General features: G+C 70.0%; 17 protein-coding genes. 6 read left to right on the top strand and 11 right to left on the bottom strand.

What is annotated here, in order from left to right; translation table 11 throughout:
- Window positions 1-35: 35 nt before the first annotated feature.
- From ACQP10_RS19160 to ACQP10_RS19150, 3 genes are read right to left on the bottom strand one after another with little or no spacing between them, the layout of a single operon-like run.
- Window positions 36-677, bottom strand: coding sequence for a response regulator transcription factor (locus tag ACQP10_RS19160; protein ID WP_229812086.1), 642 nt, complete (start codon window positions 675-677; stop codon window positions 36-38).
- Window positions 674-1,783 carry a sensor histidine kinase gene (locus tag ACQP10_RS19155; protein WP_346021360.1) on the bottom strand — a complete coding sequence of 370 codons (1,110 nt, stop codon included), beginning with the start codon at window positions 1,781-1,783 and terminating at the stop codon, window positions 674-676. Before ACQP10_RS19155 ends, ACQP10_RS19160 begins: the two co-directional genes overlap by 4 nt.
- Window positions 1,784-1,790: 7 nt before the next feature.
- Window positions 1,791-2,588 (bottom strand): hypothetical protein, encoded by a 798-nt coding sequence (locus ACQP10_RS19150; protein ID WP_189251355.1) that lies wholly within the window; start codon window positions 2,586-2,588, stop codon window positions 1,791-1,793.
- 150 nt (window positions 2,589-2,738) lie between these two features.
- Between ACQP10_RS19150 and ACQP10_RS19145 the strand changes: the two genes are divergently transcribed.
- Window positions 2,739-3,932, top strand: coding sequence for a hypothetical protein (locus tag ACQP10_RS19145; protein WP_346021361.1), 1,194 nt, complete (start codon window positions 2,739-2,741; stop codon window positions 3,930-3,932).
- Between the two features lie 546 nt (window positions 3,933-4,478).
- On the opposite strand, the gene ACQP10_RS19140 is transcribed toward ACQP10_RS19145, so the two are convergent.
- Complete coding sequence (locus tag ACQP10_RS19140; RefSeq protein ID WP_346021362.1) at window positions 4,479-4,979, bottom strand: MarR family winged helix-turn-helix transcriptional regulator; 501 nt, start codon at window positions 4,977-4,979, stop codon at window positions 4,479-4,481.
- 92 nt (window positions 4,980-5,071) lie between these two features.
- On the opposite strand from ACQP10_RS19140, the gene ACQP10_RS19135 reads away from it, so the two are divergent.
- Entirely contained in the window at window positions 5,072-5,494 is a 423-nt protein-coding gene (locus ACQP10_RS19135) for a Rid family hydrolase (protein ID WP_433539389.1), read from the top strand.
- Between the two features lie 437 nt (window positions 5,495-5,931).
- Here ACQP10_RS19135 and ACQP10_RS19130 read toward each other — a convergent pair whose 3' ends face one another.
- Window positions 5,932-8,529, bottom strand: a complete 2,598-nt coding sequence (locus tag ACQP10_RS19130) for an AfsR/SARP family transcriptional regulator (RefSeq protein WP_346021364.1) — start codon at window positions 8,527-8,529, stop codon at window positions 5,932-5,934.
- Window positions 8,530-8,586: 57 nt separating this feature from the next.
- Here ACQP10_RS19130 and ACQP10_RS19125 point away from each other — a divergent pair, with 57 nt between their 5' ends.
- Window positions 8,587-12,060: a protein kinase domain-containing protein gene (locus ACQP10_RS19125; protein ID WP_433539388.1), complete on the top strand. Its 3,474-nt coding sequence runs from the start codon at window positions 8,587-8,589 to the stop codon at window positions 12,058-12,060.
- Window positions 12,061-12,325: 265 nt separating this feature from the next.
- Here the strand turns inward: ACQP10_RS19125 and ACQP10_RS19120 are convergent, their stop codons facing one another.
- Complete coding sequence (locus tag ACQP10_RS19120; protein WP_346021366.1) at window positions 12,326-12,562, bottom strand: hypothetical protein; 237 nt, start codon at window positions 12,560-12,562, stop codon at window positions 12,326-12,328.
- 471 nt (window positions 12,563-13,033) lie between these two features.
- Between ACQP10_RS19120 and ACQP10_RS19115 the strand changes: the two genes are divergently transcribed.
- Window positions 13,034-13,540 carry a hypothetical protein gene (locus tag ACQP10_RS19115; protein WP_346021367.1) on the top strand — a complete coding sequence of 169 codons (507 nt, stop codon included), beginning with the start codon at window positions 13,034-13,036 and terminating at the stop codon, window positions 13,538-13,540.
- A 372-nt stretch (window positions 13,541-13,912) separates the two neighbouring features.
- On the opposite strand, the gene ACQP10_RS19110 is transcribed toward ACQP10_RS19115, so the two are convergent.
- The 4 genes from ACQP10_RS19110 to ACQP10_RS19095 form a co-directional block, all read right to left on the bottom strand.
- On the bottom strand, window positions 13,913-14,158 hold the full coding sequence (locus ACQP10_RS19110) for a hypothetical protein (protein ID WP_346021369.1): 246 nt from the start codon (window positions 14,156-14,158) through the stop codon (window positions 13,913-13,915).
- A 604-nt stretch (window positions 14,159-14,762) separates the two neighbouring features.
- Window positions 14,763-15,161, bottom strand: a complete 399-nt coding sequence (locus ACQP10_RS19105; RefSeq protein ID WP_346021370.1) for a hypothetical protein — start codon at window positions 15,159-15,161, stop codon at window positions 14,763-14,765.
- Window positions 15,162-15,350: 189 nt separating this feature from the next.
- On the bottom strand, window positions 15,351-16,535 hold the full coding sequence (locus tag ACQP10_RS19100) for a tyrosine-type recombinase/integrase (protein WP_346021371.1): 1,185 nt from the start codon (window positions 16,533-16,535) through the stop codon (window positions 15,351-15,353).
- Window positions 16,536-17,131: 596 nt separating this feature from the next.
- A complete protein-coding gene (locus ACQP10_RS19095; protein ID WP_346021372.1) occupies window positions 17,132-17,716 on the bottom strand; it encodes an HD domain-containing protein in 585 nt (194 codons plus the stop codon).
- 173 nt (window positions 17,717-17,889) lie between these two features.
- Here ACQP10_RS19095 and ACQP10_RS19090 point away from each other — a divergent pair, with 173 nt between their 5' ends.
- Window positions 17,890-18,891: a GlxA family transcriptional regulator gene (locus ACQP10_RS19090; RefSeq protein ID WP_346021373.1), complete on the top strand. Its 1,002-nt coding sequence runs from the start codon at window positions 17,890-17,892 to the stop codon at window positions 18,889-18,891.
- A gap of 441 nt (window positions 18,892-19,332) precedes the next feature.
- Here the strand turns inward: ACQP10_RS19090 and ACQP10_RS19085 are convergent, their stop codons facing one another.
- Complete coding sequence (locus tag ACQP10_RS19085; RefSeq protein ID WP_346021374.1) at window positions 19,333-20,340, bottom strand: helix-turn-helix transcriptional regulator; 1,008 nt, start codon at window positions 20,338-20,340, stop codon at window positions 19,333-19,335.
- A gap of 103 nt (window positions 20,341-20,443) precedes the next feature.
- On the opposite strand from ACQP10_RS19085, the gene ACQP10_RS19080 reads away from it, so the two are divergent.
- Window positions 20,444-21,289, top strand: coding sequence for an SDR family oxidoreductase (locus tag ACQP10_RS19080; RefSeq protein ID WP_433539387.1), 846 nt, complete (start codon window positions 20,444-20,446; stop codon window positions 21,287-21,289).
- The last annotated feature ends 349 nt before the right edge of the window (window positions 21,290-21,638 follow it).

The raw sequence follows: 21,638 nt of genomic DNA, 5'->3' as shown, positions 1-21,638 counted from the left end.
GGTCGCGTCGAATGATCGTTCCCCCGGAGTGGCGGTCAGCGCGGGTGGGTCAGGCCGTGTTCGTAGGCCCAGATGACGGCCTGGACGCGGTCTCGCAACTCCAGCTTGGCCAGGATGCGGCCGACATGTGTTTTCACCGTGCCCTCCGACAGGAACAGCAGGCCCGCGATCTCCGCATTCGTCCGCCCCCTGGCGATATGGCGCAGGACCTCGCGTTCGCGGCCGGTCAGCGGGTCGGGCTCTGGCGCGGGGAGGGTGGGAGCCACGTGGTCGAGCAGGCGGCGGGTGGTGGAGGGCGCGATGACCGCGTCGCCCTCGTGCACGGCGCGCACGGCCGCGAGCATGTCCTCGGCGGGGGCGTCCTTGAGCAGGAACCCGGAGGCTCCGGCGCGCAGCGCGGCGAAGGCGTACTCGTCCAGGTCGAAGGTGGTCAGCACGATCACCTTCGGCGCCCCTGGAGCCTCGGCGAGCAGTTCGCGGGTGGCGGCCACGCCGTCCATGCGGGGCATGCGCACGTCCATGAGCACAACATCGGCCCGCACGGTGCGCAGCCGGGCCAGCGCGTCGGCACCGTCGCGGGCCTCCCCCACGACCTCCATATCCGGTTGTGCCTGGAGCACCATGACCGTGCCCGTCCGCACGAGGTCCTGATCGTCCACAACGAACACCCGGATCACCTGCTCACCTCCCCGTACGGCAGGCGGGCGACCACCGCGAACCCGCCTTCTTCGCGCGGCCCCGCCTCCAGCGTGCCGCCCACGGCCGACAGCCTCTCGCGCATGCCCGCCAGGCCGTTTCCCCGTCCGTCCGTCGTCCTCCATCCCGCGCCGTCGTCGGTGACGGTGACGACCAGGGCGTCGGGCGTCCAGTCCAGGCGCACGGCGGCCGTCGCGGCCGGGCCCGCGTGCTTGAGGGTGTTGGTGAGCGCCTCTTGGACCACCCGGTAGGCGGCCAGCTCGGCGGCCGGGCCGATGGAGCCGGCCGTACCCGTCTCGGCTGGGCCGGTCGCCCTCGATGCGTACAGCAGAGCGGGCAGGTCGGCCAGCCCGGGCGAAGGGTCCAGCGGGGCGGCATCGGTGCGGAGCACGCCGACCAGGCCGCGCATCTCCGTCAGGGCCCGGCGGCCGGTCTCCTCCACGGTGGCCAGGACCTCGGTGGCTCGCTCGGACGCGAACCGGCCGCCTCTGGCCTGGGCGACGATCACGGCCAGGGCGTGCGCGACCACGTCGTGCATCTCACGCGCGATCCTCGCCCGCTCGGCCAGCCTCGCCCGGGCAGCCGACACCTCGGCCTGCTCCTGCAGCAGCGCGATGTAGGCGAGCTGGGTCCGCCGGTACAGCCCGAATCCCCAGGCCGCCAGCACGATCGAGGCCAGCAGGCCGAGCAGGAGCCACGGGCTGGGCCCCAAGTGAGCGGCGGTGACCGACGGGTCGTGGGCGAATCGATAGGCCGCCACCCCGGCCCCGGCGAACCCCGTCGCCAAGGGCAGGAAACGCCTGCCGTATGCGGTGCACGAATAGATGGCGATCGGGAAGACGGCCACGGACGGCAGCACGAGGAACAGTCCGGTCACGGCGACCTGGACGGCGAAGGCCGCGGCGACCACGAAGAACGCCCAGGTCTTCCGCCGGTAGATGAGGGCCGCCTGCGCCACCAGGCAGGCGCCCACCAGCAGGGCCGCGCTCCCGCCCGGCACCGACAGCACCGCCACCACCACCGACAGCGACAGCAGCGGCACTCCGACGACGAAGGCCAGGGCCAGGTCCGCGCGCTGCGGCGTCACTGTGGCATCACCGCAGCGTCTCCCGCTGGTAGGACAGCGTGGCCCCGCCGACCGCCAGCCCGAACAGCAGCCAGCTCCCGTACACGAACCCGACCGTCACCACCGCCGCGAGGTCGGACAGGGGCACAGGTCCTCGGGTGAGGCCGAGCATCTGCGACAACGTACCGAAAACGGACATGGCCCCCATGGTGGTCAACATAGCAGCGCCCGTCCAACCGCCTGCCAGCACCAGCCGCCGCGGCAGCCACCGCCCCCACCGCTGGACCAGCGCCAGCGAACCCACCGCCCCGATCAGCAGCATGATCAGCTCTCCGGACGGGAAGCCCTCGGCATAACCCTCCGGACGCAGCAGCGTGCCACCCGCCGACCAGTACAGCTTGGCCATGGGATAGACGAACCCGATCGCGAAGGCGCTGTAGCCGAGCCACGCCCCGCCCGGGACCCTGAGGCGAGGCAGCAGCAGCGCGCCCAGCAGCGCGCAACCGGCCAGGCTGAGCCCGCGCAGGGCCATCCCCGGCCAGTCCACATGTGCGAAGTCGCCCGCCGGGATGCCCGTGACGGCGAAGAACGCGCGGAAGCCGTCGAGCACGACGCCGCCTGCCGACCACAGCAGCAGGACGGCGGGCAGCAGCCCCGCAGGGTGTGGCCGGACCACGAAGATCGCGCCCAGCGCGGCGGCCAGGACGGTTACCCAGTGCGGCGCGAAGCCCGTGGTGTAGGGCAGCGTCGGCAGCGGCGCGAGCGCGAGTGCCGCGACGACCGCCAGGACGATCAGCGCCGAGATCTGCATTCGTTGAAGTCGCATGACGCCAACGATCCCGGCGGCGGTCTGCGGGCCGCGTCTGCGCCGGGTCCAGAGAAGATCTGACCTGAGAGGTATTGACATGACTCGTCGGGCCGCGCCCACCTGCTGGAGCCCACGTTCTGGTAGGACGCGATCATCGTCATCACGCCGATGGGGATCTTCGGGGGCTCCAACTACGATTACTACAACTTTGACGGCTACCGGCTGGTGCCCGAGGCGAGCCCTGCAGGGCCGAAGCCGGGGCACCGGCTGCTGTCGTTTCTCAAAGCCCCGGTCGACGACGACGAAGAATTCCCCGACCCCGACCCCGACCCCGACACCGTGCCGGTGGAGCCCGCGGGCCTGTACGACCCTTCCGAGATCGCCCGGGTCATCAGCCGCCCCATCCCGATGTGGCTGACGGGCAGTTGCACCCCGGCCGCGGTGCAACGGATGGAGGCCTTCGGTCAGGAGGCCACCTTCACCATCCCCGACACCACGACCGACTGGCCGGCCGTACGCGACAAGCTCCAGGAGGCTCGTGCCTGGGGCATGCCCGAGAGCCACCCCCAGGCGTTCGCGCAACTGGCCCGCGATGCCTTGGCCACGTTGGCCGAGGTACGCCAAGGACACGCTACCCAGCGCGAACGCGGCGATGGCTGGTGTCTGGTGGCCCGCCCGGCCCGGCCGGACTGGCCTATCGACCTGGAGCAGGCCGCCCGCAGCGCGGCCGAGGCGCCGGTGGATCTGCAGGCAGCGGCTGCGGAACTGGTGGGCCTGCGCCAGGAAGAGGCCGAGGCGCGCCATCCGGGAACGACTGGAGAAGCCTTGAGCGACGCGGTCCGCGTATTGGGGTCGCTGCTGTACCGGCAGCGACCGGAGGCGGTCTTCGATGCCACCGTCCGCAAGGTGATCACCGCCGGCGGGCCCGTGGTGGAGCAGTGGCGCCAGACCCTCACTCCCGTCGAGGGGGACGAGCTGAAACGCCTTCGCCCGACCCGGCGGTTCGCCCAGCTGCTCGCCAGCGACATCTCCCCGGCCTCCGAGGCCGAGTTCGGAACCGTCGCCGAGGCACAGGCCAAGGTCACCTGGGTGGGCAAGGACCGGGCAGGTCGGCTGACGGTGGAATTCGCCCACGACGGCGCGACAGCACCGAACCGCTCCTGGCCACGGAATGGCCGACCGGCCAGCCCGAGGGGTGGAACGACTCCACCGTCATCGCCGCCGATCCCGCCAGCAACGGCACCGTCGGGCTCACCGCGTAGCGGACGGCGGCGCTCACCATCGTCCTGCTCGGCCGCGCGCTCGGGATCTCCTTGCACGGCTACGTCACTGACTCAAAGAGCCAGACATCGACGACTTTGAGAGCCACTTGGCGATCTTCCTCGCTCAGAAATGTCGGCGAGATCAGGAGTCGGCCACTACTGACCGCCAGTGGTCAGCGGACGTGGTCGAGGCCGACGTGCTCGACGTGACGGCCTAGGCTAGCTGAGGCTGAACCCGGAGACGGCGGCCGCCAGCGCCGGCGTCCGGCACGCTTCGCCGCCCACGCCGACACCCGGGCCTGCCCCCGCCCGCACGTCGAGGGCGGGGTCGGTAAAGGGTTGGACTACGCCGACGGCCTTCCGCGTCTGAGTTCATGAACCAGTTCCGGTCCGGAACACCTATCAGCCGCGGGTAGGTTGACCATCCGTTGCCACGTGGCCGAACCACAGCAGGACCCCAGGCAGTCCCCATCGCGTCCGACGTCACCCGCCCAGTCACCGTTCCTACCGCCTGCCCTGCTTACAGTTTGCGGTAGACCTGCCGGGACCCGCCTTCGGGACCTGATGGTGCGGCCTCCGCGGGAGTGAACGCGAGACCAGGGCCGACCCCCGTCCGAGATGTGCGCAAGCTCTGGAAGGCGCCCGGCTAGGCCGGGTCGACAGGCCGTACCCGCAGCTTGGCGGCGATGCGGACCAGCGCCTGCTGGTCGGCGGCACTGAGCGGGTCGAGCACAAGCTGCCGTACCGAGTGTACGTGCGTGGGCGCGGCCGCGACGACCATCGCGTAGCCGCTGTCGGTGAGGGCGGCGATGGTATATCGACCGTCCTCGGGGTCGGGCGAACGCTCCACCCAGCCCCGCTGCTCGAACCGCTTGACGACGTTGGACAGGCGAGAGAGGGAGCCGTTGGCCAGGTAGGCCAATTCGCTCATCCGCAGGCGGCGTTCAGGGGCCTCCGAGATGTGGCTGAGGGCGAGGTACTCGAACAACGTCAGGCCTGCGCTCTTCTGCAGAGGTGCCTCCAGCCGCCCCGGCAGCAACAGGACCAACGAGACCAGCCCGGTCCAGGCCTCCTTCTCGTCCGCCGTCAGCCACAGCGGCTCGCCAGGAGCATCCTCACTGGGGTTCGGGGTCGCGGTGATGGCCATGGGGACACGATACCGAGCACCAATGACTTCACGCGTGAAGTGAAAGGCTGATATGTTCACTTCACACGTGAAGTCATTTCGAGAGGATCACCATGAGCAAGCCGGAGTTCTTCGCCACGCCCGGGTATGGCGCGACACAGCTCACCAACATGCACTACAACCAGGCGGTTCGCATCGGCGACCGCGTCGAGACCTCAGGTCAGGGAGGGTGGGACGATGACTGGAACTTTCCCGAAGCCTTGGAGGACGAGATCGTCCAAGCCTTCGAGAACGTCGAACGCACCCTCGCCACAGCGGGTGCCACGTGGCGTGACGTCATCGCCGTAAACTCGTACCACATCCCCGACTCCGCCGACTTCATCGGCGAGGTCCACAATCGCGTCATGGTGGAGCAGTTCCGCAAGCGCATGGGCGACCGCGTACCGATCTGGACCGAGACCGGTGTTCCCGCCCTCGGCGCCCCGAAGATGCGCGTCGAGATCCGCGTCACCGCCATCGTCGGCCACGGTGATTGACCGGCGCACCAGAGAGAGGCGCCATCCGAGCCGCCCGGCATCATCGGCACTGAATCGCCCCGCTTGGGGTTCCGGTAGTAATCGCGGAAGATCCAACGGATATCGTGATCAACGTCGACGTAGCGCATCCGGGCAAGGTCAGCGGCGCCCTCGGCTCGGTGCGCAGTGCTCGCCAGCTGGCGCATCAGCCTTGCGACGCTCTTGCATCAGAGCAGGTCAGGGGCATATCCGTTGGATTTTCCGCGATTACTACCGGGCCCCGGGTACGACGCCGACCGTCAACGCGGCGGCCGTGACGATCGCGGCCGACAGTGCGGAGATCGCTGCCGGTCTCCTGGTCACCATCGTTCGGATGCCGATTCACGTCGTCTTCCTCTCGTGTCGTGCGGTGTGAGAGGAAGACGGGCCGGGCGTGCCGAGGAAACGTCGAGGATCCGTCAGAGCCGGTGAAGCACGTCGAGCGCCTCGCCCCTGCCTCGGTCGTCACCGACTCCGTCGAAGATCTTCAGTGCTTCCTCGGCCAGGTCGCGCGCTCGGCTCGCGGCGCCTTCCGCGAGGTTGACGCGCGCCAGCATCAGCAGCCCATCGGCGTCCAGCAGCCGATCGCCGAGGCGTACGGCGATGCCCCTCGCCTGCTGCGCCGCCTGCCTGGCGTCGGGAACCAGGCCCTGCGCCAGCCGTACCGCAGTCAGCTCCAGCAGCGCGTCCGCGTGCTGGTGGCGGTCGCCCAGACCGGCCAGGCGCGAGGCCGCGTCCGCAAGCCGCTCGGCCGCCTCCGCGAGGCGGCCCGCCCGGTGCGCTACCGAGCCCAGAGCGCAGATCGTCTCCGCCGTGTCCTTCGCGTTCTCGGCCACGGCCAGGCACTTGACGAGGTTACGCTCCGCCTCGTCAAGTCTGCCCTGTTCCAGGTAGACCCGGCCTAGTCTGTGCCGGGTGCGAGCCACATCCCGCACGGCGCCCTCGCGCAGGAAGGCGCTCAGCGCAAGCCTGAGCCGGTCGTGGGCCAGATCCCACCGCTGTTCGGCGCGATGCAGGTCGCCCTGGTCGCGCAGGCTCAGGGCGACGCCGCGGGCGCTGCCCGCACGGCGGGCGGCTTCGAGGCCGGTTTCGCAGATCCGCCGCCAGTCGTGCAGGAACCGCTGTCGTTCGAGGAAGGGGGTGAGCAGGTGCGCCAGCCGCCAGCTCTCCTCCCATAGTCCGGCCTCGTGCAGGTCGTCGACGAGGTACACCAGGAACACCCGCTCGGCGTGGAGCCACTCCATCGAGTGTCTGATGTCCGTCGTCGCGGCGGGCGAGGAGACCGACTCGCCGGAGACGAGAGTGAACCGTGAGGCCAGAACCCTGGCCGTCGCGACCGCCGCGAGATTCGACAGCGCCTCCTGGGCGGTGTCGGCGTTCAGCTGTTCTCGCGCGAAGAGCCGGGTGAGGGCGTGCAGGCGGTAACGGACCTGGCCGGCGACATCGATCACGTGCGTCTCCAGCAGGCCCGCCTCCACCAGCGCCTCCGCGTGATCGCCAAAGACCGCGGCCGCCCAGTCGGCGAAGTCGGGCGCCGACAGCGCGCCGAGCCGACGCAGCGTGCGCCTGGCCGGCTCGGGAAGGCCGTCGTAACCGAGACGCAACACCCCACGGACGGCCTGGTCGCCCACACGCAACCGGTCGAGCCGCCCATGCTCGTCCTCCAGCAGGCCCACCAGGTGATCGACCGTCCAGGCGGGGCGGGTGGCGAGCTGGGACCCGGCGACGCGCAGCGCGATCGGCAGGCCGCCGCACAGGCGCACGAGCCGTGCCGTCGCGTCCGGAGCCGCCCGCAGCGGCCCGGCGAGCCGGGTGATGAGGTCGCAGGCGTCGTCATCGCCGAGGACGCCGACGGGCACGTGGGTCGCGCCGGTGAGCCCGCCGAGCGTGGAGCGGCTGGTGACGACCGTCGGGCACGATGTCAGCAGCGGCCGGACCTGGCCTTCGTCGGTGGCGTTGTCGAGCAGCATGAGCAGGCGCCGGTTGGCCGCGTATGTACGCAGCAGCCGCTCACGCCGTTCGAGGGTGGTGGGGACGGCTTGGGCGGGACAGCCCAGCCAGCGCAGGAAGTCCTCGAGCACCGCGGCGGGAGTGGTCGTCTCACGCAGGTCGACGTAGAGGATTCCCTCGGGGAAGCGTTCCCTGTGCCGCCAGGCGGCGTGCACGGCCAGCGCCGACTTGCCCACGCCCGCCGGGCCGTGGACGACGACCAGGTCGCCGATCACCCGGTCGACCAGGTCCCGTCTGTCGGTGAAGTCGGCCACGTCACGAGGCAGGAGCACGGGCGGGCCGGCGGAGACGTGCAGCGAGACGTCGTCGTGGAGCATCCGGTGGTGGAGCAGCTGAAGGTCCGCGTCAGGCTCGATGGCGTGTCCGTCGTCGAGCTCGTCGCGCAGCGCGGAGTAGGCGTTCAGCGCGTCCACCCGGCGGCCGCTGCGATAGAGCGCGAGCATGTATTGGCCGCGGAAGCCCTGCCAGAGCGGGTGCTGCGCGATCAGCCGCCGTAGCTCCGCGAGGACCTCACGATGGAGACCCGCGTCGAGCTCGTAGCCGATCCGGCGTTCGAGCGCCAGCAGGCGAAGCTCCTGCAGTTCCTCACGCAGCGGCCCGGTCTCCGCCCAGCGCCCGGCGTCGGGGTCGACGTCCTCCAGCACCGGTCCTCGCCACAGGGCGAGCGCCTCCCGGAGGTCCTCCCGCGATCCCCGCGCCACAAGCCGCCTGAAGCGCTCGACGTCGAGCTGGTCCTCATCGATGGCGAGCGTGTAGGTCCCCGACACGGTGGTGATTACATCTTCGCCGATCAGCCGCCGGAGTTGGCCGATGTATCCCCGTACGAGCGAATCGGAGCGTTCCCCGTCCTCACGGGGCCACAGCAGCGCGCGCAGCCGCCCGACCGTCAGCGGCCGCCGGGCGTTCAACACGAACACCGCCAGCAGATCCCGGTGCTTGGGCGCGGTCGGGGTGCGGTCCTCCGCATCGTCGCGTACCTCAAGTGCGCCCATGATGCGAAATTCCATGTGAATTTCCTCAATGCGACGGACAGATGATCATTTGATCCTCAGAATTCCATATTGATGACTCCTCTGGCTCCTTCTGATCCGCAGCGGTTGGGCCGCTACCGGCTGGCGGGGCGGCTGGGCGCCGGCGGTCAGGGAGTGGTCTACGAGGCCTACGGCGAGGCCGGCGAGCGGGTCGCGGTCAAGGTTCCCAGGATCGACGACCCGGCCTCCCGAAGTCGGCTGGCCGCCGAAGCCGCGGCCGCGCAGCGGGTGGCGTCGTTCTGCACGGCCAGGGTCATCGAGGCCCATCTCGATGCGGCCCAGCCCTACATCGTCAGCGAGTTCGTCCCCGGGCCCAACCTGCGCCAGGTGGTCGAGGAGACGGGCCCGTACGAAGGGGACGCGCTGCGGCGCCTGGCCGTCGGGGTCGCCACCGCGCTGGCCGCCATCCACCAGGTCGAGGTGGTCCACCGCGACCTTAAGCCCGACAACATCATCATGGGCCCCGACGGGCCGCGAGTGATCGACTTCGGTGTGGCCCGTCAGGTGGGGCCGACCACGACGGGTCCGATCATGGGTACGCCCACCTACATGGCGCCGGAGGTTCTGACGGGTCGCGGCGCCACGGCCGCCGCCGACATCTGGGCCTGGGCGTTGGTGGTGCTGTTCTCCGCGTCGGGGCGCGATGCCGTGCAGGATCGGGACCCCGTGACGGTCATCGGGAGCGTGCTCGGCTTCCGGCCCGATCTGAACGGCCTGGCGGAGCCTCTCGGCGGGCTGGTGGCCGCGGCGCTCTCACGGGATCCCGCCCGGCGGCCCTCGGCCAGGGGCGTCCTGCTGGGCCTGCTCGGCCTGCCCGACGACCTGGACGGCGGCGAACTGCTGATCGAGGGCGGCGCCGCGGCCGCCGCGCTGAAGGGTCCGGCGGATCCGGATCTGGGCACGATCGCCGAGGAGCTCTTCGAGGAACTCTCCGAACGCGAGAGGGCCGTCGCGCCCGAGGTCTTCCTGCGGATGATCGACGTCGACGAGACGATCAGGAAGGTCCCTCGCTCGGAGTTCCCGGATTCCGAGGCCGTCGATGCGCTGCTGTCCCTCTACGCCGCCGCCGGGCTGATCGTCCAGGTGGACGCCACGGTGGATTCCGCCGTGGACCGCGGCTACACACTGGCAAGGCCCGCCCTGGTCCAGGCGTGGCCGCGGCTGCGGCAGTGGCTGGACGACAACCGTGAGGGTCTGCCCGTCCACCGGCGGCTGACCGAAGCCGCCCGGTTCTGGGACGGCCACGGTCGCAAGCCCGGTGATCTGCTGCACGGCTCCAACCTCGACAGGACCCTGCGGTGGGCCGCCACCGAGCGCAGGGACATCACGCTGATGGAGCTGGAACGCGAGTTCCTCGACGCCGCGGCGGGACGGACCAGACGGCAGTCCAGGCGCCGCGGCCTGCTCGCTGCCGCGCTCGCCGTCCTGTTGGTGGCCGCGCTTGGCGGGCTCGGCCTGGCGGAGTACCGCCGGGGGGTCTCCGACCGGCAACGGGACGCGGCCACGGCCCGATCGCTCGCACTGCGCGCGGCCGGCCTGCGGCAGAGCGATCCCAGGCTCGCGATGCTGTTGAGCGTGGCGGCGTGGCGGCTGACCCCCTCACTGCCCGAGTCACGCGGAGCGCTCTACGAGGCGCTGTCCCAGCCCATGACCGACTCCTTCACCGATCCGCACGCGAGTCCCGGCACCGTCTATGCCCTCAGCCACGACGGTCGCGCGCTCGCGGCCGTCCTCGGCGGCCAGGTGCGGATCTGGGACGTGCGGGCACACCGTCAGACCCGCGCCTTCTCCGGCGTGGGAAAGACGGTCAGGAAGGCCGCGCTCAGCCCCGATGCCAGGACGCTCGCCCTCCAGGACGATCGGAACGTGCGGCTGTGGGACGTCACCACGGGCAGGCCCGTCGGCGGCGGATTCGCGGCCGGGGTCGAGGAGTTCCAGCCGGGTGAGATGACCTTCGACCGAACCGGGCGGTTGCTGGCCGTACCCGAAGGCGCTTACGCGGCCCGATGGTGGGACGTGGTCGGCCGCACACCGCTCCGGGCGGGATCGGGGGCGGGTCTGGACGCCGTGAACGCCGACCGGAGCCTCGGCGTGGTCGCCTCCACGGGGCAGGGCCGCGCCGAGTTGTGGGATCTGCGCAGGGGCAGGCGCGTCCCTGCGCCCTGGCTGCCTGTGAAGCATCGTTTCAGCGAGGTCCAGTTCAGTGAGGACGGCCGCACCCTCGCGTTCGTCGTGGACGGGGCGCAACAGAGACGGGTGCTGATAAGACGCGTGCCCTCGGGTGGCCTCGTGACGGACTACCCCGGTGGCGCCGCCGGAATGCAGATCGCGTTCAGCGCCCGGTTCGTGGCGCACTGGAGCCTGCTCGGAGGGCTGATCGTGCGCCGGAACACCGACGAGCACATCGTCATGGAGCGACAGCTGCCCGAGCAGCCGGACACCCTCCGCATCGACGAAGCCGACCGGGTGCTGCGCGTGGCGACGGACGGGGGAAGGGTCCACACGCTCGACATCTCACCGTTGTTCGACCACCCCGTGGCCAGGGGCACCCTTGACGGCGGCGCGCTGGTGGGACCGGGCGGGCGGACCCTCGCGATCGGCGTGGGCGACGGGACGCGGCTCTGGGACATCCGCGAGAGCCGGCAGGCCGGCGCGCCCGTCCCGGGGCCGGCCAATGTGTTCGCCTTCAGCGCCGACGGCAGACGCGTGGCCGCCGGAGACAGAGCCGGCAGGCGGGTACGGGTCGCCGACGCGGGCTCGGGCAGGCTGCTCACCTCCTTCGAGGTCTCGAACAGGCAGGCCACGGGCGTCGACGGCCTGGCGTTCAGCCCGGACGGCGGCACGCTGGCGATCACGGTCACCGGGGTGGACGGCATCCTGCCCATGGAGCTGTGGAACCTGAAGACCGGCTCGGTCACCGTCACCGACGTGGCCGCCGGCGGTTCCCCGGCCTTCCGCCCCGGCGGGGGGCTTCTCGTGGCCGGCGTGGTCCCCGAACCCCTCGACCCGGTCAGCGGCTCCCGCCGCCCACGTCCCGAAGGGCTCGGCAGCCTCTCCACCCCCTACGCCTTCCGTCCCGACGGCGGACTCATCGCCTTCAGCGGACCCGGCCGGATCTCCCTGTGGAACTCCGCCCTGACCTCCGCCGTCGGCGACCTGCCCGCCGCCGGCGAAAGCGCCTCCCTCGCCTGGTCGCCCGACGGGCGCACGCTCGCCTCCTACGAGGCCGGCGACCGGATCCGGCTGTGGGACGTGCCGAGCAGGCAATTGCTCGGTGTCGTGTTCGACGGCCTGACAGGCCTCGGCTTCGGAGCGAGCGCTTCGATGGCGTTCAGCGCGGACGGCGAGACGCTCTACAGCACGACGCCGGAGGGCGTCGTGCGACGGCACCCTCTTGATGAGGAGCGGGTCACGGCGGCCGTCTGCGCCAGAGCCGGCCGGACCATGACCCCACAGGAATGGCAGCGACACCTCCCCGGGATCCAGCGCTTCAGGGTGTGTGGATGACGCGCCGAGACGACCACCCGGGCTCACCGCTGTACCAGCCCGAGCCAGGCGGGCGGTCAGCGGCAGGGCGTTTCCGGAACGTCGAGCCTCGACGGACGGGACGCCCGGACACTCTTTTCGAGTGGGTAAGCGCTCCGGTTTTCGAGCGCCACCGTAGCTCGTCATCGTCCGCTGAGATGTCCCTGCCGGCAGCCATGCTCAACAGAAACTCAACATATTCTCAACACAAGGCGCCCTACCTTCTCCACAACCGAGCACCACGTGCTCATCGGGAGAAGGAAGGAAACAACATGAAGGCCACGACGAAGATCAGCGCGGTTGTCGCGGCGGGGGTGTTCTCGCTGGTGCTGGCGGGAGGGCCGAGTGCGTCAGCGTAGAGCGCCGCATCGCCCGCCACTTCGGCATCCATTGCCTCGGCATCCGTGACCTCGGGTGTCCAGGCCGGCTCGCCGAGGCCCAGCATCAAATGGCTCTGCGGGAAGCGGATCGTGAAGAAGTTCATCCCTGCCTGCTCGCACGGTAAGTGGGAGCCGGTAACGATCAAGAAGATGCGCTGCCTTCAGGGCCCGGTGCTCGGGTCGCCGTCACCAGGGGCAGAGTAACGCTGAGCAACTATTGCCACTCTTTGTAGTCGCGAGGTTGGTTCATCTCAGTGTCGAATAACCCTGGCACCCTCGTTTTCCGACACACTCACGCCGCGAAGAACATCTGAATCGAAATGCGCGCTTGCACTGTCAGCCACCTATGTCACAGAGAGTGCTACCGCCAAAATCCGATCCGGTCCTCCCCAGAGGTCGGCCCGTCCCGGAACCTCCCGCAGGGACAGCGCGTCCCCGCAGGTCGGGGACAGACGCGTCCCTGAAAGTCCCAGACGCCCCGCCGTGGAGCGTGCCGGACGCCCACGATTGGTACCAGCGGCGGCCACTCGGGCCACCGCCCACGATCGCCCCCAATCGATTACCAAGGAGCGAAAGTGTCCCTCATCAAAACGGCCACGACCGGACTTATTGGACTGGCCACCGCAGGCGCGGCGCTCAGCATGAGCGCCCCCATCCCCTCCGCCAACGCCACCACCCGTCTGGCCGTGCGGACCATGGCGGACCCCGCCCAATCGGCACCGATCGCGCGCAGGGAGGTCTCGACCAACGCAAGCGCAACGGCAAGAGGCGGCTGGTACAACATCCGGCACGAGGCGTTGGGCCCCGGCACGTTCTTGGAGACCCGTGCCTGGAAGCGACCCGCAGGTGACCGCGTAATGCAGGTCAAGGCCCGCTGCTGGGGCAACGACACACGGATGTATGTCAAGCTCTACTACAGGTCCCGCTGGCACGCCGAGAAACTTGCCAAATCCGGCTCGTGGCGCTGCAACGGCAAATACGGCATCGTCCGTATCCACAACGCCGGGCACACATGGTATTGGGCGAGATTCGTTCTCGGAAAGAAGCACACCGTCGAGTACTGGGCGCAGTACTACAAGTAATCCACTACACCCAGACTCGCGAGGAGTAACCGCATGTGCCGCCGCTGCCCCTGGCGACGCGCATGCCATCGGGCGACGGCGAGAGCACGACGGGGAGAGCAAGGACAAGGCCCGCGGCAGGTGCGGTGCTACCGTCTGCGGTGACCGCGCTGCTGGGCTTGCCAGGCGTGGTGGACAGCGGCGATCAGGTCGGCCACAGCCGCCTTGCGGGTGGCCGGCTGCCGCCGCCTTTGATCCTGGGTCGGGGAGTAGAAGACATACAGCTCACGCGTCGTCATCAGCCGCGGGAACACCCGATAAGCCGTCCGCTCCACCGACGTCACCGCACACGCCTCCCGGCACCGATCGCTCCCCGGCCGGGCGGACACGCTGTCAGCGGGCATGGCGGGTGCGGCGTTCGGCGGCTGCGGCCATGCGCTGGTCGATCGTGTCGGCGGGGGAGCGGTTGAGGGTGTCGGGGTGGGCGTAGACCTGGGTGGTGTCGGGGCTGGCGTGGCCGAGCAGGGCCTGGACCGCTGGCAGGTCCTCGCCGGCCTCCGCGTCGGCGCGCCGATCCTGGCGAGGAGGTGGGCGTCGTGGTCGCGTGCCACAACCGCGCCAGATCGCCGAGGGAACCACGGGGGCTAGGCCCCCATCGGGGCTTTTCCGCCGAAGCAGCGCAGTCCAGAAAAGGGCTGCTCACGCAGGATGCGACCCCACCTGGCTCCTGAAGCGGTGCTAGCTGATTCGTGCGCCTACGCTCGGTCGTCCTAGTGCTCGGTGTTGAGGGCCTTCCGTGCCGCTTGCTGGAAGACCCTTTCCGCCTCTCGCTTCGCCGATACTGCTGTCTTGAAGCGAGCCTCGAAATCCCCTATGCGACCAACACCCTCCCGTTCCGCTGCTCGGAACCACGACAATCCCGTCATGTCGAGCTCATAGAAGCCCTGCCGTAGGGAGTCAGCGGCCTCGACCACTGAGCCGAGTCCCCCTATCGCCCCGATTGCTGCGCCGATCACTGCCGCATCGCCTGCTTCCACATAAGCATTAGATCGCTACTCCTGCGCCGCAACCAGAAGCAAGAAGGCAATGGCTCGTCGCCTCACGCGGGATGGTCGGCAGACGTGCAGGTGACATCAACGACTGCGGGTGACCGCGCATCATCTCGGTTCGGAGAGGACCCGCGGTCACCAAACTGAGGCAGCAAGCAGTGCGCGGCGCGGCCGTGCCCGCACCGGGCCGCCGGTCAGACGCTCAGCGCTGCCTGCGGAAGGCGGCCGATCTTTCGCAGGTGCATCCGGCAGCCGCCGCACAATCCGTTGCGGCCGCTGCCCGGGACGACGGGACCGTGGCAGTGGGTGCACGACGGCTGCTCGGGTTCGGGCCGGGACGGCGGGACGAAGTCGGGGTCGTCGACGTCGATGAGCAGGGCTCCGACCGCGGCGGCGTAGCTGCGGGCGGTGCCGAGCAGGACACCGCCACCGGCGCGGATCTTGCGCTCCAGCTCATAGACGCTTTGGACGTTGACGCTCATGGCGTCGGCGACCTGCGCCGGGGTCAGGCAGCAGGTGATGCGGCGCTGCAGCAGGCTGAGCAGTAGCGGGTCGGGGTCGCCGACGGCGTGCCGGAGGGCATGCTGAGGCACGCGGGTGTCCTTTCGAGCGGTTTACAACAGGTCGTCCAGAGGGGAGTCGGCCCAGCGGTCGACCTCCTCGAAGTAGCGCCACAGGGTCTGGGAGCCGTCCATCCAGCCGCCGGTGCAGGCGATGGTGAACGGGTCGGCGTCGGCGGCGCGGGCGTGCGCCGCCCGCGGCGGGCGGCCGGGGGGCGGCGGTTATTCGTCCTCCTCACGCAGGTGGTCCAGGACCTCGCTGAGTGGCAGTTCGGCGGCCAAGGTGGCCGACAGCGCGGCGTCTTCCTCGATGCCGCGGCGGCGGCGGTTGTAGCGTTCGGTGGTCTGCGGGGAGGCGTGCCGGACCAGGTGCTGGACGCGTTGCAGGGGGTGGCGTTCCAGCAGGTCGGTGATCGCCGAGGTGCGCAGGACGTGCGGGCGGATCGCCGCCGGGTCGTGCAGCCCGGCGGCGGCGGCCAGGCGCGCGAGGATCGGCGGGACGTGGTGGCGGGCCAGCGCGGTGCCGGTGTCGGCGCGCAGCAGCGGGCCGCTGGTGCGGCCGTCGAGGTAGTGGCGCACCACCTCCATCACCGCCGGGTCCAGCGGGACGGTGCGCGTCTTGCCGCCCTTGACGGTGACGCGCAGCAAGGTCCGGCCGCGCTCGTCGGTCAGGTGGTCGGCGCGGGCCCGGCAGACCTCGCTGACCCGCAGCGCCGAGACGTACAGCAGCAGCACCAGCGCCAGGTCGCGCAGGGTGCCGGCGGCCTTCACCATCCGGCCGATCTCGCCGCTGTCGCGCGCCGGGGTGACGCCCTCGGTGCTGACGCGCGGCCGTTCCAGCTCGCGCACCGGGTTGGTCGGCACCTGCCGGCGGGCGGCCAGGTGCTTGTACAGCGCCGACAGCGACGCCAGGCGGCGGGCCCGGGTGGCCGCCGACAACGGCTTGCCGTACCGGCCGGTCATCTCACGCATGGCGTCGGCGTAGGCGGCGACCACGTCCATGGTGACGGCCAGCAGGTTGACCGGGGCGTCGTCTGCACTGATGCCGTGCCGCTCGCGCAGCCATTCGACGAACGCCCGCACGTCGGCGGCGTAGGACGCGCGGGTGTTGTCGGAGTCGACGGTGCTGAGCCAGGTCTCCACCGGCCCGGCGGCCGGGGAGTCGTCCCCGATGGCGCGGCGCAGCGCCTCACGGGCGATCTTGTGCTCGGCGCCCAGCGCGGCACGCTCGGCGGCGGTGAGCCAGCGGCGCACCCCGGTCCGCGGCCGCTCCACCGTGCTGGCCCGCCGCTCGGGAAGACCCGCTGCCGCAGGCGGAGCGTTGTTGGTCTGCGCGGCGGTGGCAGTGGCCGTGGCGTCCGGCGGCGGGTATGGCGCGGCGTCGGTCGGGAGTGCGGAGTGGGGCATGCGGGTGTCCTGTCATGGCGGGGCTGGGGGTGGGCGCGGGTCAGCGGGTTCGGCCCGGCGCGCCCGTCCGGGACGGCGGCGTCGGCGTCGCGGAGGGTGCGCCGGGTTCGCCCGCAGATAGGCCGCCGTCCGGCGATCCTGGCTCAGGGAAAGTGGCGCGGGTGCGCTGCGCTGCCCGGCGGTGCGCCGGTTTCACGGAGCCGCCTGGGAAGCCGATCGGCGCGGTGCGACCGACGCACGCGGACCTTTCCGGCGCAGGAGGTGATGACGCGCCCCGGCGAGGGGCCACCTTCGCTACGCCGCGCGCCACGGTCACCGCCGTCCGCGTCGCGTCTGCTGCGTCGTGCCACCTTCGCTGAGCCAGGACAGCCGGCGCGGCGCGATGGGCCCCCGGGGCGCAGGGCATTCCTCCCGACATTGTCCTGTCTCGTTGAACTTGAGGTGTGAGACCTCCTTGAACTGCAGTGCCTTGGAATCGACGAGACGAATCAACGAAGTCGCGTCTCACTGAGCATGAGGCAGATTATTGGATGTCTCGGCCCGTAAGCGTAGGCGAGCTCGGGATCCGAATCGCTTTGACGATGCTGCGGTGTGATTCACGCTCTCGGAGCGTCGATCGGGTTGCTGCCGAAACGGTCGGAGAGCGCGACGACCCGTTCGAGGTGGGCGAAGGCTCCTTCCGGATGCCGCTGGACCTCATCGAGGAAGCTGTTTCGCATGCTCGATGCGAAGTCGAGCCGCGGATAGGCCGTCAAGATGTCGGCGAGATCATCGGTCGCGAGCCCTTCCCGGCCGAGTCCGGCGACGTCGAGGGCCGCTCCCGCTTGGACCAACCGGAACACGGGCACCTGCTCGGCCACGAGGTTGGTGTGCCGCAGGATTGCCTCCTCGACCAGGTGGATGCGCTCGAGGTCCCATCCGCGCCCTTCGAGGAAGCGGCACGCGAGATCGGCACCGACGCGTCCGAACTCGCTCTCGCCGGCGTAGGTGTCGGTGAGGCCGAGATCGTGGATCATCGCCGCGACGAAGGCCGCCTCTTCGTCGACTCCGGACTCGGGGACGATGCACCGGCCGAAGAGGTATGTGCGGTAACTGTGATTGAGCAGGTAAGGGGGTGCGGCCTCGGTGGCGAGGTCGGCGGCTGCCCGGCTGGTGGGCGTTTGCGGAATCGCGGGGATCATCGGTTGGTCCGTTCGTCAGAGGAATTGAACGGTCACCATCGTCGGCGGCTCGACCTGTGTCCGCAAGGACGCAGGTATGTCAGATCCGGACACGGTTGGGTCGGCGGGGCGCGTCCGAATATGACATGTTCTTGTCATTGCGGACTTATCGGTGATCCTGCAGGGTTGGTGACATGACCTCTCACCTCGTCGTGATCACCGTGTTCGACGGCGTCGAGCTTCTCGACGTCGCCGGACCGCTCGGGGTGTTCTCCACCGCTGATCGCCTACTGAACGAGGATGCCCCCAGCTATAAGACCCTGGTCGCCGGTCCCCAGTCCGGGCTCGTTCGCTGTGCCGGGGGTACCTCGATCGCGGCCGACGTCTCATGGGAGGAACTGCCTCGCGAGATCGGGACTCTCCTCGTGCCAGGTGGCCTGGTGTTCGATGAGAGCGGGGTGAAGGCGCTGGAGGCGGAGCCGCTTGTTCAGTGGCTGGCGGCCGGTGCCGCTCATGGCGCGACTCGAATAGCCTCGGTCTGCGCGGGAGCGCACATGCTGGCCGCCGCCGGGTTGCTCGACGGGCGGCGGGCGACGACGCACTGGGCGACGGCGGGTCAGCTCGCCGCCGACCATCCCGAGGTGACCGTCGAGCCCGACGCGATCTACGTGCGTGACGAGCACGTCTGGACGTCGGCGGGCGTGTCCACGGGGATAGACCTCGCGCTCGCCCTGGTCGCCCACGACCACCATGCCGAATTGGCCCGCCGAGTCGCCCGGTGGCTCGTCATGTACATGCGGCGACCGGGTGGTCAGAGCCAGTTCAGCGAGCTTCTGGCGTACTCGTCGGCCACGGACGCTCAGGTCGCCCGTCTGCAGGCATGGATTCCGGATCATCTCACCGAGGACCTGTCCAACGACGCGCTCGCGCGCCGGACGAACCTCAGCGTCCGGCACTTCTCGCGGCTCTTCCGTCAGCAGGTCGGGGTGACGCCTGCACAGTATGTGGAGTCGGTCCGCCTCGACGCCGCCGCGCGGCAACTCCTCCACACCGGCAACGGGCTCAGAGCCATCGCGAACGCGGTCGGGCTCGGCTCGGTCGAGACACTCCACCGGCTGTTCAAACAACGCTTCGGCGTCACGCCTACGGCCTATCGGGAGCGTTTCACCACAGGGGGAAGCATGACCGAAGTGTGATGGGACCGGGCAAAGGCGTACGGTACGGCGGCGCCGGGCCCTGGGCTCAGGAGTGACCTCGGCCAGCCGCGCCGGGCCGGCCGATGAATTGCCCAAGCGTTGCCATCTGCAGCTCGAACCTGCTCCAAGCTCCTCTGTTATCTGGGGTGCCGAGAAAGCGTCAGGCATGTCAGGTAACTGGGCTATGAAGGAACGTGCCTGGCACGTTATCCGGGGTTGTCAGGCACGTTCGTCACCTGCGAAATCTCGTCAGGGCTCGGTCGTATGTGTCTACGTCACCGTTGCCGTGATCACGCCACCTCAGGTGGCCTTCGGGCTCGATGCCGTGGGCCGACGAAGGTGGCTCGCGGCGGCGATCGCCCGAGCCCGCGCAGGAGCCCGCGAATGCGTGTCCCTTTGCCCGCGCGAGACCCTCGGTGGTGACGGCCTGGTGAGTTGGCATCAGCGTGGGTCGGCGGCGAAGGCGAAGGCTGCGGCTCGGTCCCGCAGCAGGGCGGCGAGCTCGGGGGAGTCGATCACCTCGAAGGGCCACCGTACCCAGAGCAGGCCGCCGGCGAGGACCTCCAGGCGTACGTCGGCGATGCGCCAGTGGGTCGCCGCCTGACCCGTGGCGGTTGTCGTCGGAGCGAAGTCGGTGGCGAAACCGCCCATGTACGCCTGTACCTGTTCGATCGGGGCGTGGATCAGGATCGTCGCCGTATGTTTGCGAGGCGGAGCGCCGAGCCGGCTGGTGACGAACGCGACCGGGTCGCCTCCGGGGACCTCGCGCGGCTCGAAGCGCACGCCCGTCGGCGATGCTCGTGTGATCCGATCGACGCGCAGCACCCGCCAGCCGCGGTCGAGGTCGCGGCACACGAGGAACCATCGGGTCTGCCGGGGCACCAGGGCGGCAGGTTCGACGTGGCGGGAGTATTCCCGTCCGGTTTCTGCGCCCTTGGTGCTCATCACGCGCAGGTGGACCCGCTCCGCGTCCCGGCACGCCAGCGCCAGGACTGCCAGCACATCGGCGTTCAGCGGAGCCGGATACGCGCCGGCCGCTGCGTTCGGTGTGTCGCCGAGGGCGACCGAGGAGCGCAGCGCCCGCACCCGCCGCCGCACCGTCTGGGGCATCACCTGCTCCATCTTGGCCAGAGCGGTGAGCGCGACCTCGCCCCCGCCGGCGGCGCCGTTCGCGGCCGACGAGGCGAGGGCCGCGGCCACGGCGAGCGCCTCGTCCGGGGTGAAGAGCAGTGGCGGCAGGTCGCTGCCCGTGGTCAGCCGGTAGCCGCCATCGGGGCCGCGGCGTGCCTCGATGTGATAGCCCAGGCCGCGCAGCCGCTCCACGTCCCGCCGGAGGGTGCGGCCGTCGACGCCGAGGCGGTCGGCGAGCTCGCCGCCGCTCCAGGACCGGCGGGCCTGCAGCAGCTCCAGCAGGCGCAGCGCCCGCTCGGTCGTGGTCTGTTCCGGCATGGTCCGTGAGTCTAGGAGAAATAGGGACAGAAAATGACCTAAACCCGCTCTAGATTGCAGTTGAAGCCGGACAGATCGGGCTACTTCCCTCAGGAGAACAATCGTGACCATCCTTGTCACCGGAGCGACCGGCGCCGTCGGTCGTCACCTCGTCGCGACCCTGCTTGCCCGCGGCGCCGTCGTACGTGCGCTGAGCCGCAAGCCCGATGACGCGAACCTGCCCGCTGGGGTCGAGGTCGTCGCCGGTGACCTGGCCGATGGCACCACGCTCGGGTCGCAGGTGTTCGACGGTGTCGATCGCGCCTTCGTCTTCCCCGCCGAGGGCGTCGAGGCGTTCGTCACCGCGGCCATCGCGCATGGCGTCCACCGCTTCACCGTGTTGTCCTCCTTGGCCGCCGCGAAGGAGTTCCAGCGTGACCAGGGCTCGGCGAGCCAGCTTCACCACAGCGCGGTCGAGGCCATCGTGACCGGCCGCACCGATGCCTGGACGATCCTGCGGCCCGGCACCTTCGCCAACAACCTGCTCTCCTGGTCCTGGCAGATCCGATCCGGCGCACCGATCCGGGCGCCGTACCTGGCATCGGCGCAGGCCCCGATCCACGAGTACGACGTCGCCGAGGCCGCCGCCGAGACCCTGCTCTCCGACAAGCATCTGGGTGACGCGATCGCGCTCACCGGCCCGCAGGCCCTGACCCGCTCCGAGCAGGTGGCCATCATCGGCGAGGCCCTGGGACGGGAGATCCCGCTGGTGGAGATGACACCAGAGGAGTTCCGCGCCGAGACCGCGCAGTTCATCCCCGAGCCGGTGATGAAGATGCTGCTCGACTACTGGCACGACACCCTCACCGCCCCCGACGTCCCGCGTCCCATCACCGCGGTGACCGGGCGGCCGGGCCGCACTCTGGCGGAGTGGGCCGCCGACCACCGAGCCGACTTCGAAGCCGCCTGACGAGATCGAGCAGACGCGATGGTCGGGCAGGAACCTCCGAAACCGGATCCGCCCGACTATGCACGGCGCCGATCGCCGCCCGGCGCGGCCGCCCCGCCATCTTCTGTAGCAAGCTCAGCCAGTTTGCCGATCCAGGCCCTTCTGGGAATCTGTTCACCCAGCATGATCCAAACGCCCGCGATCCCGCCCCTGATCCAAGAACCGCCGATGACGCAATCGCGACAGCGGCAGACCGGGACGAACCTACTGCCCACATATGACCACCCTGGCCGGTCCGGGCAGTCTACGTGCCTGACGTGCCTGACAGGCATTCAAGCGGCTGACCAGCAGGTTCGTTTGACAACGCCAG

The sequence above is a fragment of the Streptosporangium sandarakinum genome, from assembly GCF_050942225.1.
In the GTDB taxonomy this organism is placed as follows: Bacteria; Actinomycetota; Actinomycetes; order Streptosporangiales; family Streptosporangiaceae; genus Streptosporangium; species Streptosporangium nondiastaticum.
The sequence above is the reverse complement of the archived record's forward strand: the minus strand, read 5'-3'. Positions and strand labels throughout refer to the sequence as shown.